Consider the following 13,489-nt stretch of genomic DNA (forward strand, 5'->3'; position numbering starts at 1 on the left):
AGTGAGTATGAAACCCTGCTCAAGGCTTTTGACCGTGAGAACGAGGTGTTCAAGAAGCGTGTGGGAAAAGATCGTACAATGGCTACCTACCGCTCACGTGTAGTGGCAAGGAACTATGTTGCGGCTTTCATCAAGTCATTTTATAAACGTACCGACATGGCTATGCCGGAACTTACTCCCGATTTCATAAAGGAGTTTGCCGCATATCTTTCAACGGAAGCCGGACTGCATAACGGAACGATATGGGAGAAATGTATGTGGCTGAAAGGCGTGGTGATGCGTGCGCACTTCAACGGACTGATACCACGCAACCCTTTCGCACAGTTCCACATCAGTCCCAATGTAAAGGAACGGGAATATCTGACGGAAGATGAACTGAAAGCGGTCATGACACATGAGTTTGCAGACAGCAAGCTCGCATATATTCGTGACATCTTCGTCTTTGCAAGTTTCACCGCCTTGTCTTTCGTGGACATTCAGGAACTGACGAATGACAACATAGTGGAGGTGAATGGCGAGAAGTGGATATTGTCCAAACGCCACAAGACAAAAGTCCCCTTTCAAGTGAAGCTGCTGGATATACCCTTGCAGATAATAGAACGCTACCGACCGATGCAGAAAGACAACCGCATATTCCCCGGCTTGAACTACTGGTCTGTCTGTAAACCTCTGAAACGGATGATAAAGGAATGTGGTATAACCAAGTCAATTTCATTTCATTGCAGTCGTCATGGCTTCGCAACGTTAGCTTTGAGCAAGGGTATGCCCATCGAGAGCGTGAGCCGTGTATTGGGACATACGAACATCGTCACAACCCAAATCTACGCAAAGATAACCACGCAGAAACTTGACAACGACCTGACCATGTTCGGCAACAAGCTCAACCAGTCGTTTAACAACATATCAATGGGATGAGTATGGAAAGAAGCACCATAACAATGAGTGAATCCGGCAATATTATCATACCGGATAATGTCGCCAGCATTTGGATGAGTGAGCCGGAATTGGTGGAATTGTTCGGGATAATCGTCCCGACACTCCGTGCAGCTATCCGTGCCGTGTATAAAAGCGGCGTACTGAAAGAATATGAGGTACAGAAGTATGTCCGGCTGGAGAACGGGTATCATGCCGATGTGTTCAGCTTTCCGATAATAGTCGCACTTGCTTTCCACATTGACAGCTTCGGTGCGGAACAGGTGCGCAAAGCTATGTTTGAAAGGCTGTACTTGCGAAAAGAGAAAACAACATTCTTCTTTTCGCTGGGTATAAATGGCAGGGATATGTCTAATTATCAGGCATAAATCCTAATGATATGACGACATGAAGTAGTGAGACCTATGCGTATTCACATTGCCGACAATGTATTTATACGAGTATGTGAATAGGTGTATTGCCATTCATACGTACGATTACGACAAACCCGAAGAAGAATCCATTAGAATGGCATTTCTTCGGGCTTTTGTCGTATGCTTTTAAGCCAAATCCAAGAAAATCTTACGTGAGTCACGTGTGAGTTGTCAATCCGTCTTGTTTGTATTGCAGAATTTTGTGCCAGACAAACATCCGACAATCATAAAATCAAGATGCCGATGAAGAAAGAAAATACAGAAAAGGAGGAGTTTATCCGTGTGGGTACTACCCTCTACAAGTTAGTGAACCAGCCCCGTCTGAACGGTGGCTATGTAAGGAAACGCATTGTGTGGAACAACGAGACGTTGCGACAGGACTACGGCAAGGACTATCTCGCCTCCGTGCCGAAGTATGACGGCTTCTGTACCGTCCCCGACCATGTGGACTACCGTCCCGTGGTGGACAAGTTCCTGAACCTCTATGAGCCGATAGGACACCGCCCACAGCAAGGCGAGTTTCCCTGTATCTGGTCATTGGTGCGCCACATCTTTGGTGAACAGTATGAGTTGGGCATGGATTACCTGCAATTGCTCTACCTGCAACCTGTTCAAAAACTGCCTATCCTGCTATTGGTATCGGAAGAACGTAACACAGGCAAAAGCACGTTCCTGAACTTTCTGAAAGCCGTGTTTCAGAACAACGTCACGTTCAACACCAACGAGGATTTCCGCAGTCAGTTCAATTCCGACTGGACGGGTAAACTGCTTATCGTGGTGGACGAGGTACTGCTCAACCGCAGGGAGGACAGCGAGCGGTTGAAGAACCTCAGCACCACACTCTCCTATAAGGTGGAAGCCAAGGGCAAAGACCGTGACGAGATAGCCTTTTTCGCCAAGTTCGTGCTGTGTTCCAACAACGAGTATCTGCCTGTCATCATCGATGCGGGCGAAACACGTTATTGGGTACGCAAGATAAACCGCCTGCAATCTGACGATACCAATTTTCTGCAAAAGTTGAAAGCGGAAATCCCGGCTTTCCTGTATCATTTGCAGCACAGGACGATGGCAACGAAAAAGGAAAGCCGGATGTGGTTTGCCCCGTCATTGCTGCATACCGAAGCCTTGCAGAAGATTATTCGCAGCAACCGTAACCGTCTGGAAATCGAGATGTGCGAGCTTATACTCGACATCATGGACAGTACGGGCATGAACACGTTCTCGTTCTGCTATAACGATATTCTTCTTTTGCTGATACACTCGCAGGTAAAGGTAGAAAAGCACCAAGTCCGAAAGGTATTGCAGGAGTGCTGGAAGCTCACACCAACATCCAACGGATTGACCTATACCACATACCAGTTCAACTATAATCGGGAATGTCGGTATGAGCCGATAAAAAGAGTCGGTCGTTTCTACACCGTCACAAGGAAACAGCTTGAATTCCTGTAATACCATTCTTTTTTTGTTGAATTGATGAATAAGGATATAACCATGCTGATAATAAACAACATACACTCTCAACAAATACTCAACAATCAAAAAGAGACGTTGAGAGAAAACAGTACCCATTTATTGGTTTCTCTTTTGTCGAGTGGTTTGTTGAGAAGATGTTGAGCGGTTATAATGCTGTATATAAATATGTTGTACCTATCATTCATCAAATCAACGTTTTTACATCCACTATCAAATCTTCTGTAAAATCATGAACATCCAAGAAGCCAAACAAATCAGAATCGCGGACTATCTGCAAAGTCTGGGCTACACGCCCGTAAAGCAACAGGGGAACAGCCTGTGGTACAAATCCCCGTTCCGACAGGAAACGGAAGCCTCGTTCAAGGTAAACACCGACCGTAACCTGTGGTTCGATTACGGACTGGGCAGAGGCGGCAACATCATTACGTTGGCACAGGAACTTTATGCATCCGATTATGTACCTTACCTGCTTGACAGGATAGTTGAACAGGCTCCACACATCCGTCCTGTGTCTTTTCCTTTTCGCCAGCAGGCATCCGAACCGAGTTTCCAACATCTGGAGGTGGGAGAACTCACCCATCCGGCACTGCTCCGTTACTTGCAGGAACGGGGTATAAACACTTCATTGGCAAGATTGGAATGCAGGGAACTGCACTTCATCCATAACGGCAAGCCTTATTTCGCCATCGGTTTCCCGAACGTGGCGGGAGGGTATGAGGTGCGCAACCGTTTCTTCAAGGGCTGTATCGCTCCAAAGGACATCAGCCATATCCGGCAGCAGGGAGAGCCGAGAGAGAAATGCCTCGTGTTCGAAGGCATGACTGACTATCTTTCCTTCCTCACGTTACGGATGAAGAACTGCCCGACCATGCCCAACCTTGACAGGCAGGATTATGTCGTCCTCAATTCCGTTTCCAATGTTTCCAAAGCCATAGATGTGCTGCACGGGTACGGGCGCATTCACTGCCTGCTCGACAATGACGAGGCAGGAAGAAACGTATACCGAGAATTGGAAAGGGAGTTCGCCGGACGCATCCGCGACTTCTCCGACAACTACAAAGGACACAAAGACCTGAACGATTACCTGTGTGGGAAACGGCAAAATTTGACCGTCAATCCACCGCCACGAACCATCGTAAAACCGAAAAAGAAAGGATTGGGATTGTGACATTCCGAATGAGAAAAACGGGAGCTGCCCGAAACTCATTCTTTGAGGATTGAGAGGTAGCAAGTTTGTGTTTCGGGTGTACCGAAACTGCTTGCTACCCACTTCCCAAGTTTCGGTAAGTGTCATCCCGTTGGTCTATATAGTATAATCAATAACAGCATTAGAAGAAATGAAATATGGAACATAATAAGAAACACAAGGAACGCAACAAAGGCGGTCGTCCGAAGAAAGAAACGGCAGAAAAGTTGAGCTATCGCATTAGCGTAAAGATGGCGGCAGCCGACTACTTCCGTCTGATGACACAGGCGCATGAGGCGGGCGTATCGCCGAGCGAGTACATGAGGGAATGTTACCGGAACGGTCATGTGAAAGAACGATTGTCAAAGGAACACGCCGGATACATCCGCCAACTCTGCGGCATGGCGAACAATCTCAACCAGCTTGCGCACAAGGCGAACGCCGGAGGCTTTCATGATGAAAAGTGGGACTGCAAGGTGGCAGTGGCAAGGATTCATGAACTTCTGAACAAGATAGGGATATGATGGCGAAAATCGTAAAGGGAAGCGACTTCAAAGGTGTGGTGGATTACATTCTTGACAAAGGCAAGGGGACGCAGGTGGTGGCATACGATGGCTTGTTCATGGAAAATAAGGAAACCATCGCCATGAGTTTCAATGCGCAGTCACAGATGAACAACAAGGTTACGAAACCTGTCGGACATATTGCATTGAGTTTCTCTAAAGAGGATGAACCACGACTGACCAATCGTATAATGGCTGGTATCGCACTTGAATATATGGAAAGAATGGGCATTCGGGACACGCAGTTCTTCATTGCCCGACATTTCGACAAGGAGCATCCGCACGTGCATATCGCCTTCAACCGCATAGACAACAACGGCAATACCATTTCGGACAGGCACGAGCGGCTGCGCAGCACCCGTATTTGCAAGGAACTTACTTTGAAATACGGTTTGCACATGGCGAATGGAAAAGATGATGTCAAGCGTAACCGACTGAAAGAACCGGATAAAACGAAGTACGAATTATACGACATTCTCAAAAAAGAGGTAGGCAGGTGCGGTAACTGGAACGTGCTTGTTGCCAATCTGAAACGGCAGGGCGTGGAAGTCAGTTTCAAGCACAAGAGGCAAACGGACGAGGTACAGGGAATTGTATTCACCAAGAACGGCTACCGTTTTAACGGCTCCAAGGTGGACAGACGTTTCAGCTATATCAAGATTGACGCAGCCTTGCAGCGCAACAGATATAATGAGCGTATGGGAATGACAGCCAAAGTACATAATGTTGCCACGCCAAACGCACCGTCCGGTTCAGCACGCAATGAGTTATTCAGTGGTTCGTTGGGATTGCTGAACGGCAACGGCTCATCTTACAACGCCGCTGATGCGGAAGCCAATCAGGAAATGGCGGAGATACTGCACAGAAAGAAGAAACGCAAACGGGGTATGAGATTGTAATGTGTTTAACGTCTTGATACGGAATACCAATCTCTAAATTTGAGAAAAGCCATTCCGTATCATTTTTAAATATGACAGTATTTGCTTGCTTTCGATATTTCGCATATAGTTCTCCATATATTTCCAGTCGGGAAATCCGTTATTATCAACAGGAAGTGTGATAATTTCTTTGGATAGACGATTTGCACTTCGTTTATATCCAAAATTATATTTTCCTCGCACACGATCTGCAATGGTTGTTATGAATGTTCCTATATACTTATTGAGATGCTTGTTATAGCCTAATGTCATATCAGATGTAGCAATAAAATCTTCTGCTTTGTACACAGAATAACCCATTGACCCCTCGCCATTACGAATAAAGGCGATGCAGTTACCCGTTTGTATTGTTTTTTCATCCCTGTTTACAAAACACAGCACTCCATTATTCTGATTGGTTGCACCAAGATAGCTAATTCCGTTGTCTGATTTTTCAATATGATTGAGTCCTTTGGACTTTCCTGCAACGAGAGTGGGAAACAATTCACACAAGAGGAAGTTCTTCCATTTTACCCCCCCCCATTTTAGATTTATTAATACTTATCCTGTCCTTGAAGACTTTAAGCGTAGTGTTGAGTATATTATGCTCAACCTCTTTCATGAAAGAAGACATGAAAGCAAAATCAATCTCTCCATTATCAGTAGCTGGTAAATATACACGACTCTTCCTTAATCTTGTAAGTGTTGCTCCATAGCTACCCCAACTGAACTTTTCCACGAGTTTTTTTATTGCAACAATCAAAAACATCGCATTATATCTATCCAGCTTTGCGTGTCTGATAATTTGTATGTTCTGCCCTGTATAAAAAGAAGTAGGTTGATAAAATACAGTTTGTGTATCTAAACCGATAGTTATCACGTTACCCTCATCAACTTTATATCGTAAGGATTGTTCTGTTACAAACATATCCATTCCGTTATTTAGGTCAGACCGAGTAATATACGGAATAACGCCATCTTTTTGATTGAGCTTGTTTTTGTCTATGCCGCTATTGGTGGATTGAATAGAAAATTCTTCACCAAAAACAAATTCTTTCCAATTGGAGTATAGCGTTTTACCCCCCCCAGTATATCGCTGGTTATCAGTTGTTTGCATAATCTTTCTATTGTTGGTTTTAATATCTGTTTCTCTTTTTGCTTCATATAGGCTTCCATAAAAGCCCAGTCAGGATTATCGCTGGCATCTACAGGGAGCAGTATTCGTTGTCGTTTCAAACGTCCCGTACCCATTTTATAGCCATATCCATATTTCTCTCGTTGTTTGGTTATGCACAAGGAAATGAATAGAGCAACATATCTGTTATTCCTTTTAAGACGCAATTTGCGAGTATCATTACCGTATAAAGCCTCATACGGATGATAAAAGCAATAACCTACCGACCCATTTCTATTAACTGAGAGACAGCCACGTTCAAGCGTATCATTGTTGTTTGCAACAAAATAGCCAATACCATTGTTATTCGCTGTGGCAGTAATGTATGGCACGAGTCCATCCCAACGTTCTTTCTCGTAAATGTCTCGTCCTGAAACTATTTCAGCGACATCTTCTATGAAGAATGTATTCCAACATCGAGATTCTAAAGAAAGATTATTCATTTTCTCTTCCGTTTATTGTGTTTTCAAACAAATACCCTCTGCCATGAGTTATCATGTTGAACTCAAATGTCAGATAATCAGCCATCGTGTTCTCAAAGTCCTTTTCTGATGGTATTTCATCATTGAAGTAATAGAACGCATGAAGCCATTCATCTTCCGCTTCAATTGTCGTTGTTACACAGAATTTTGTTTCTGCCTCAATTCGTCCAAACCACACATCAAGTAAATGCTGTCGCTTGTCTTTGGCACTTGCGGTCTCTTCTAAACCTATGTGTTTGCTAACCACATAACCATCATCTTCAAAGTTTATGAATTTACAAAGGTGGTTCTTTGCATGAGGTATTCCAGCCGTAAACACTGCTATACATGGGTTTGTACCTACTCCATAGAACGTGTTCTTATTGAGAGTGATAACGCCCTCCAAAGTATGTTTTTTGAGTATATTATTCTTGATATTCTGCTCCTCTTTACTCTTACCTGTAACAGAAGATTGCGGTATAATTACTATAGCCCTTGCACCTTCAGCGAGAGAATTCAGCAGATGTTCGGTGAAACTTATCTCATATTGGGAGGGATCTTGCTTGGTTCCCTGAGAATAAGGTGGATTCATCATACCGACTGTGCAACCCTTCAATTGGATTTGATTCGGATTTTGTTTTAAAAAGTCCAAATTGTGCAAGTTACTTTTCCCATCACCACGTAATATCATATTAGTAGTAGCAATAGTAAACATATACGGCTGCTGTTCTATACCAAATAATTGGTCGCGCTTTATGCTTCGGCGTTGACTGTCATTATCGGTCATCTTGACCATTTTGTGCATAGCAGCGATTAGGAAACCTGCCGTGCCACAACAAGGGTCAATAACCTTGTCTGTTGGTTTAAGTTGAGCCAAATCACAGAACAACTCTGTAATATGCTTCGGTGTGAGAACTATACCTAAAGTCTGTCCATCACCGCCTGAATAAGACATAAATTCTCCATAAAATCGTCCAAGATAATCTTCCGCTGAATTATGGTACTTGATATTTTGAAAAATACTTTTATTCAAGAACTCCGTATAATGTTTCAGTGGCGTCTTTCCTAATCTTTCTTCTATCTCATTAATTTTTGGAGTGTCCTTAATTACAGAAAATTGACTAAGAAGTTTTTCTCTTTTTGTATCGGGTGTTACATTTTGCGCGTTGTAGGTTGCTTTTTATCGCATCATAAATTTTTTGCCCGTCAGTAACTACGGTATCACCGATAAGAGAATCAATAGAGAATGTTTTGTAATCTATCTCACGCAACGCCAACATAATACCAGAAACCACCAGCGGTTTCTGCTCTGTTGTAAGTTGTCCATATGTGCGTAAATACTCATGAAGTTCAGCTGCATCTTTCAATATCTCAGCCGTGGTCTTCTCCACATCCGTTTCTTCATGAAGTATCTCCTTTAAATAAAATTCGTCAATATTACTCTCGTTAAATGATATGAATGTCTCTACATCGGCTAACTCTTGGTAATCATCCCGCTCATTTACGAAAACAGGCGTAATTCGATGGCGTTTTTCATTTCCTGATACTCCAATTGCCAACACTTTGTTGTAGGAAGTTTTTGCTGCCAAATGTCTTGCATAAAACAATGCACCGTTTACTGCATAATTTCTTACCGCCTTGACATCCTGTGCAATAAGTTCTTTCTCATCCTTGTATAAATGCTTGTCAAGCGAAGCCTTATCCTCAACTACAAGAATGAAATCTTTAACCACCCCACAATACTCGGGATAGCCGGCGTTTCCTGTATTTGATTTTGAAGCTGTCTTTAAAGCCTCGTCTATTTCTATTATATCACATCCTTGTGGCGTTAAATGAATGTCTGCTTCTTGCAACAGTTCATAAACCCAAAGGTCTGTTTTAACCTCTTTTTTCGCCATATAGTGATTACACTTTGGTTTTGTTAGATACGAGTAAATCTCGCACATCAATATTCAGAATGTCTGCAATTCGATATAAAACAGGAACAGGAGGTTGCACTTTGTTTGTGGCGTATAGATTGACCATGTTAAAAGTCTTTCCAAGCCTATTTGCCAATTCTGTTTGACTAATCCCTTTGGCTTCCAATTCCTGTTTTATCCGATTCATGCACACGTCATTTTTGTTTAACGGTTGCAAAGATACAAAATTTTATTTGGTAATGGATGAGTTTCTAAAAGAGAAATTGTATCTTTGCACATTGAAAAAGAAGTTGGAGTAGAAATGAACATTGAATACGGTAGTTCCAAAGAAGTTAAATGTTATCGAGATTTTGTATTAAATCCCGATAATCGTAATGCATCAAGAGCATTTTCAAAGACTTTTGGAGCTAATCTGATGGAACCGGCAAAAAAGTTGCATGACCGATTAAGGAGATATGTTTCAGCTGGGGCCTATAATGCAATGTTTGGTCAAACAGATAACCGAATAGAGATAAAACAAGGGTGCGCTAAAAAAGACCCCTTAATTTTGAAAGTTCGTGTTGGACGAGGGCCAAGAAAATTCTTTAATCATATTACAGATGAAGAAAAGAATTTATTATTAACACAAGATTGGCAAGGAGATTTCAACTCAATAATGACAATATATGTTATTGCTGTAAACAATCACGATTATAACAATATATAAAAATGGCTGCACTTGAAAAAATACCTGTATTAAACCCTTTGACATTGCGCAATACAGTCGGAGGGGAACTTGCTGATATATTCGAGGCTCGCGGCATTAAGAATTTCGAAGAACTTATCGGCATTAAGGATTTAAGGAGTAAGGAAAAACTATCAAATAAAGCATTAAGGAAAGCTGCTGAAATATTGAGCGATTCTAATGTGTGTGAATATCTGATTAATTTTCAGAAAGAATATTTAGAAGAAAAACCACGGTATATGGCTAATTATAATCAGGCAAAGAAAACATATACTAAGCTAAAAAAGGTATTACCTTTGCTGCGTGGTGAATTTACGGAAGGATATGATATTCTTGATGATATTTTGGATTTCTTTGGTGTAGATTCCGATACGGAGATTTTTGAAACTTCAGAAAAAAAAGCTGCACTATTCCGTTCCCAAAATAAAATTGAAGTTGACTCAATCAATCTGCATGCTTGGCTGCGTCGTGGTGAGCTTGATTTTAACGCTCTCAATCTTCCTGATTATAACGAAATGGAATTAATGAATTGGATTGAATCAAGAGAATGGATGGCTCATATTGAAGATGTTGAGTATTTTAAATCTCTACCATCAATATTTTCACGCTTTGGTATAGGTCTGGTTTTTGTCCCCTCTCTGCCTAAAACCGTTTACGGAGCAATACGTTGGATTGAAAATAAACCTCTCATTCAGATATCGGATCGTGGACACGACCTTATATCTTGTTGGTTTACTCTCTTCCATGAATTAGGGCATGCTATCAAACATAAGAATGTTGAGATTTACGAAGGCGAGATAAACGAATCGAAAACCAAGCAAAACAAGCGAGAAAAAGAAGCCAATAAATTCGCTAATGAATACCTTTTTCATGGAGATGGCTTGCGGAAAGCAGTGTTTGATCGCAAACGTATGGGACAGTTCATGTCTGCTAATTCATTGGCGGAAGAATTTAGCGTAAAACCCATATTTGCATCATATTGGTTATTAAAAGCTCAGTATGCTCCTGCTTTTCAACGTAGAATTCAGATTGATTTTACCTCACAATATCAATGACAATTTTATGGAATCTCAATTAGAAAATAACTTAAGACTTTTGCTCAATTCCAAGTTGGAAATCTTGGAAAAGTATCTTGATGCAGATGTTTTGGTATATTATGGCCCAATAGGGAATTTGAATGAAAATGTATTTTTAAAATTAGTAGAAGAGCTTGCCCAAAGTGCAAATCACCATAATACTCTTTATATACTACTAACTACAACAGGCGGCAGTGCAATTACAGTAGAACGTTATGTTAATATAATCAGGCATCACTATTCAGAAGTAAATTTCATAGTGCCTGATTATGCGTATAGTGCAGGTACTATATTTTGTATGAGTGGTGATAGTATTTTTATGGATTATTTTTCGGTATTAGGTCCAATAGACCCTCAAGTTCAAAATAAAGAAGGCAAATGGGTGGCCGCATTAGGGTATTTGGATAAAGTTAATGAATACATTGAGAAGGCCAAACTTGGGACTCTTACAAATGTGGAATTTGCAATATTAAAAGACTTTGATTTAGCCGAACTTCGTAGTTTTGAGCAAGCACGAGATTTAACTATTGACTTATTAAAAAAATGGCTGGTTAAATACAAATTCAAGAATTGGACAAAACATAGTAATGGAACGGATGTAACAATTGAAGAGAAGAAAGAACGTGCCGCAAAAATTGCAGAGCATTTAAGTGATAATAATGATTGGAGGTCTCATGGTAGACCAATTAATATAGAAGCTCTTAAAGAATTGAAATTAAAGATAGAAGATTATAGCGAAAATATTGAGTTACGGATAAAGATTCGCGATTACTACGAGACCATGTCTGATTATGTACGACTTAAGGGCTTTCCAATATTTATTCACGACAGAATCTTTTTATAGATCTTATGAAGATAGAGTTAGAACATTTAATATGTGATAATTTAGAATTGGAAGATACATTTATTATAGATGCAAAACGGCAGATTGAGTCTTATGAAGAATCAATGAAGAAATTCTGTATAGATGTAAACTCTCAGAGAAGAATAACTGTGTATCCTGAAGATATGCCATTATACAAAATGACCGCGAATACTAAGCATCAATTCAGAACTAAAATTTTGTCAAATGAGTTTTGAGTATTTTAGATGTTGAATAGAAGACAAAAATTTTATCAGGAATCAGATTAACATTCGATTTTTATTATTACTTTTGTATCAAGACGAGAGGCATTGACAGCAACTCACAGCAAAGCGCAGAAATAAACACGGTTGCCAATTCGTTACCTCTATTTTAACCTTTCTCTCAAACCTCTTATAAATAAAGAGGTTATAAAAGTCGTCCATAATTACGAAAATTTTTCGAGATTTCCTAATCATCAGAAAATGTTATCTTAATTGGTAAGATTCTGATAATCAGGAATAGCGTATATAACTACATTAGTGACCTTTCTCTTTAGAAGAATACTTTGGTTCACCATACGGAATGTTTGGTTCTGCTGCTATTGATTCATTGTCAATTTCGTTGGATTGATAATGTTCAATATTGGATGATTGAGTTATGCCGGCATATAGATGTTGGAGTACTTCTTCGCGTTTAGCCTTTGTTTTAATATCACATTCCCAAATGCGTATTACCCTCCATCCGGCTAGTTTGAGGTCTACATTATTGGCATAGTCGCGAGCAATGTTCATCGCTATCTTATGCCGCCAAAAATCAACATTGGATTTCGGTAGCCTGAAATACTTGCAGTCCTTATGTCCATGCCAGAAACAACCGTCAACAAAAACAACCGTCTTATATTTTCTCAGGACAATATCAGGAGACCCCGGCAACTTCCTATTATTAACACGATAGCGCAGACCGCGAGAGAAAAGATACTTCCGGACAATCATCTCCGGCTTAGTATCCTTCCCTTTAACCGCCGCCATGCATCGGCTTCGCTGCTCCGGCGTCATCACATCAGTCATCTTCGTCAGGATAATGAGGTAAATCTATACCCATTCGTTGTGCATGGGAAAACGCATAGTTTATGAGGCGTTGTGTAAATTCTATTTTTTGGTTGCCTAAGAATAACATTTCATTATTTCGTCCATTATTTAATACAACCCTTATTGGACGATTAATATAAAATTTTCTTTGAGATTCTATGTGTATTGAAAAGAAACGATGGGTCCATTCAATAGCATCCTTTGATGAAATAAAAGAATAACATTCCTTTTCTGTTTCTTTGAGTGCTCTTTTTAAATCCGCTTTATGACCATGCAGAAAAACATAGTTATGATAAATTTTTCTAGGCCTTTTGCAATCACACGATTGTGTTATGCAAATGAGATATTCTTCGCCTCCGTCTTCTGGATGATAAGGATTGGATAGGATAAAAATGTCTCCTGTCTGAATTGTATGCATATCTTCCAGCTGTTTTTTATCTGTAAAAGTTAAAAAACAGTTCAAATTACATAAATCTTGATCGGTCGGTTTATCATCAATCCCGTCAGATTTAAACAATTCATGAATATCTTGCTTGCCAATAGACGAAAGCATTGAACTTTTTAACAGTCCAGTTGTACAATTTGAGAAGTATTCAATGAAATCATCGGTCTCATCATATGATTTAGATACTGTGATAAAATCCAAATCTTTTTGAGGAAAAATTGACCAATATCTGTATTTTTCTCAAAATGGCGTAAATTGCCATCTGATTCGCTA

17 protein-coding genes are annotated in these 13,489 nt (G+C 40.5%); 9 read left to right on the forward strand and 8 right to left on the reverse strand.

Annotation, left to right across the window (positions count from 1 at the left end; genetic code table 11):
• The 6 genes from HPS53_RS12085 to HPS53_RS12110 all read left to right on the forward strand — a co-directional run.
• On the forward strand, positions 1–915 hold a 915-nt coding region (locus HPS53_RS12085), incomplete at its 5' end, for a site-specific integrase (RefSeq protein WP_172206435.1).
• On the forward strand, positions 912–1,301 hold the full coding sequence (locus HPS53_RS12090) for a hypothetical protein (protein ID WP_172206437.1): 390 nt from the start codon (positions 912–914) through the stop codon (positions 1,299–1,301). The genes HPS53_RS12085 and HPS53_RS12090, both read left to right, overlap by 4 nt.
• Before the next feature lie 288 nt (positions 1,302–1,589).
• On the forward strand, positions 1,590–2,795 hold the full coding sequence (locus HPS53_RS12095; protein WP_172206439.1) for a primase-helicase family protein: 1,206 nt from the start codon (positions 1,590–1,592) through the stop codon (positions 2,793–2,795).
• A gap of 253 nt (positions 2,796–3,048) precedes the next feature.
• The gene (locus HPS53_RS12100) at positions 3,049–3,987 is read left to right on the forward strand and encodes a toprim domain-containing protein (RefSeq protein ID WP_172206441.1); all 939 of its coding nucleotides are present in this window, start codon (positions 3,049–3,051) and stop codon (positions 3,985–3,987) included.
• A gap of 176 nt (positions 3,988–4,163) precedes the next feature.
• The gene (locus tag HPS53_RS12105) at positions 4,164–4,529 is read left to right on the forward strand and encodes a MobC family plasmid mobilization relaxosome protein (protein WP_172206443.1); all 366 of its coding nucleotides are present in this window, start codon (positions 4,164–4,166) and stop codon (positions 4,527–4,529) included.
• Positions 4,526–5,467 (forward strand): relaxase/mobilization nuclease domain-containing protein, encoded by a 942-nt coding sequence (locus HPS53_RS12110; protein WP_172206445.1) that lies wholly within the window; start codon positions 4,526–4,528, stop codon positions 5,465–5,467. Before HPS53_RS12105 ends, HPS53_RS12110 begins: the two co-directional genes overlap by 4 nt.
• Before the next feature lie 33 nt (positions 5,468–5,500).
• On the opposite strand, the gene HPS53_RS12115 is transcribed toward HPS53_RS12110, so the two are convergent.
• The 6 genes from HPS53_RS12115 to HPS53_RS12135 form a co-directional block, all read right to left on the reverse strand.
• Positions 5,501–5,998 carry a restriction endonuclease subunit S gene (locus HPS53_RS12115; protein ID WP_172206447.1) on the reverse strand — a complete coding sequence of 166 codons (498 nt, stop codon included), beginning with the start codon at positions 5,996–5,998 and terminating at the stop codon, positions 5,501–5,503.
• Positions 5,991–6,602, reverse strand: a complete 612-nt coding sequence (locus tag HPS53_RS12120) for a restriction endonuclease subunit S (RefSeq protein WP_172206449.1) — start codon at positions 6,600–6,602, stop codon at positions 5,991–5,993. Before HPS53_RS12120 ends, HPS53_RS12115 begins: the two co-directional genes overlap by 8 nt.
• Positions 6,488–7,102, reverse strand: coding sequence for a restriction endonuclease subunit S (locus HPS53_RS12125; protein WP_172206451.1), 615 nt, complete (start codon positions 7,100–7,102; stop codon positions 6,488–6,490). The genes HPS53_RS12120 and HPS53_RS12125 overlap by 115 nt, the downstream gene beginning before the upstream one ends.
• Positions 7,095–8,153 (reverse strand): class I SAM-dependent DNA methyltransferase, encoded by a 1,059-nt coding sequence (locus HPS53_RS12675; RefSeq protein ID WP_253942896.1) that lies wholly within the window; start codon positions 8,151–8,153, stop codon positions 7,095–7,097. Before HPS53_RS12675 ends, HPS53_RS12125 begins: the two co-directional genes overlap by 8 nt.
• A gap of 88 nt (positions 8,154–8,241) precedes the next feature.
• Positions 8,242–9,018 (reverse strand): hypothetical protein, encoded by a 777-nt coding sequence (locus HPS53_RS12680; RefSeq protein WP_253942897.1) that lies wholly within the window; start codon positions 9,016–9,018, stop codon positions 8,242–8,244.
• Between the two features lie 7 nt (positions 9,019–9,025).
• Positions 9,026–9,226 (reverse strand): helix-turn-helix domain-containing protein, encoded by a 201-nt coding sequence (locus tag HPS53_RS12135; protein WP_172206453.1) that lies wholly within the window; start codon positions 9,224–9,226, stop codon positions 9,026–9,028.
• Positions 9,227–9,340: 114 nt separating this feature from the next.
• On the opposite strand from HPS53_RS12135, the gene HPS53_RS12140 reads away from it, so the two are divergent.
• From HPS53_RS12140 to HPS53_RS12150, 3 genes are read left to right on the forward strand one after another with little or no spacing between them, the layout of a single operon-like run.
• The gene (locus HPS53_RS12140) at positions 9,341–9,745 is read left to right on the forward strand and encodes a hypothetical protein (protein WP_172206455.1); all 405 of its coding nucleotides are present in this window, start codon (positions 9,341–9,343) and stop codon (positions 9,743–9,745) included.
• Positions 9,746–9,747: 2 nt separating this feature from the next.
• Entirely contained in the window at positions 9,748–10,818 is a 1,071-nt protein-coding gene (locus tag HPS53_RS12145) for an ImmA/IrrE family metallo-endopeptidase (RefSeq protein ID WP_172206457.1), read from the forward strand.
• 7 nt (positions 10,819–10,825) lie between these two features.
• Positions 10,826–11,683: a serine dehydrogenasease gene (locus HPS53_RS12150; protein ID WP_172206459.1), complete on the forward strand. Its 858-nt coding sequence runs from the start codon at positions 10,826–10,828 to the stop codon at positions 11,681–11,683.
• 536 nt (positions 11,684–12,219) lie between these two features.
• On the opposite strand, the gene HPS53_RS12160 is transcribed toward HPS53_RS12150, so the two are convergent.
• Positions 12,220–12,750: a very short patch repair endonuclease gene (locus tag HPS53_RS12160; RefSeq protein ID WP_172206463.1), complete on the reverse strand. Its 531-nt coding sequence runs from the start codon at positions 12,748–12,750 to the stop codon at positions 12,220–12,222.
• Entirely contained in the window at positions 12,743–13,324 is a 582-nt protein-coding gene (locus tag HPS53_RS12165; protein ID WP_216651929.1) for a hypothetical protein, read from the reverse strand. Before HPS53_RS12165 ends, HPS53_RS12160 begins: the two co-directional genes overlap by 8 nt.
• Positions 13,325–13,489 lie beyond the last annotated feature (165 nt).

The sequence above is a fragment of the Prevotella sp. PTAC genome (assembly GCF_013166535.1).
GTDB lineage: Bacteria > Bacteroidota > Bacteroidia > Bacteroidales > Bacteroidaceae > Prevotella.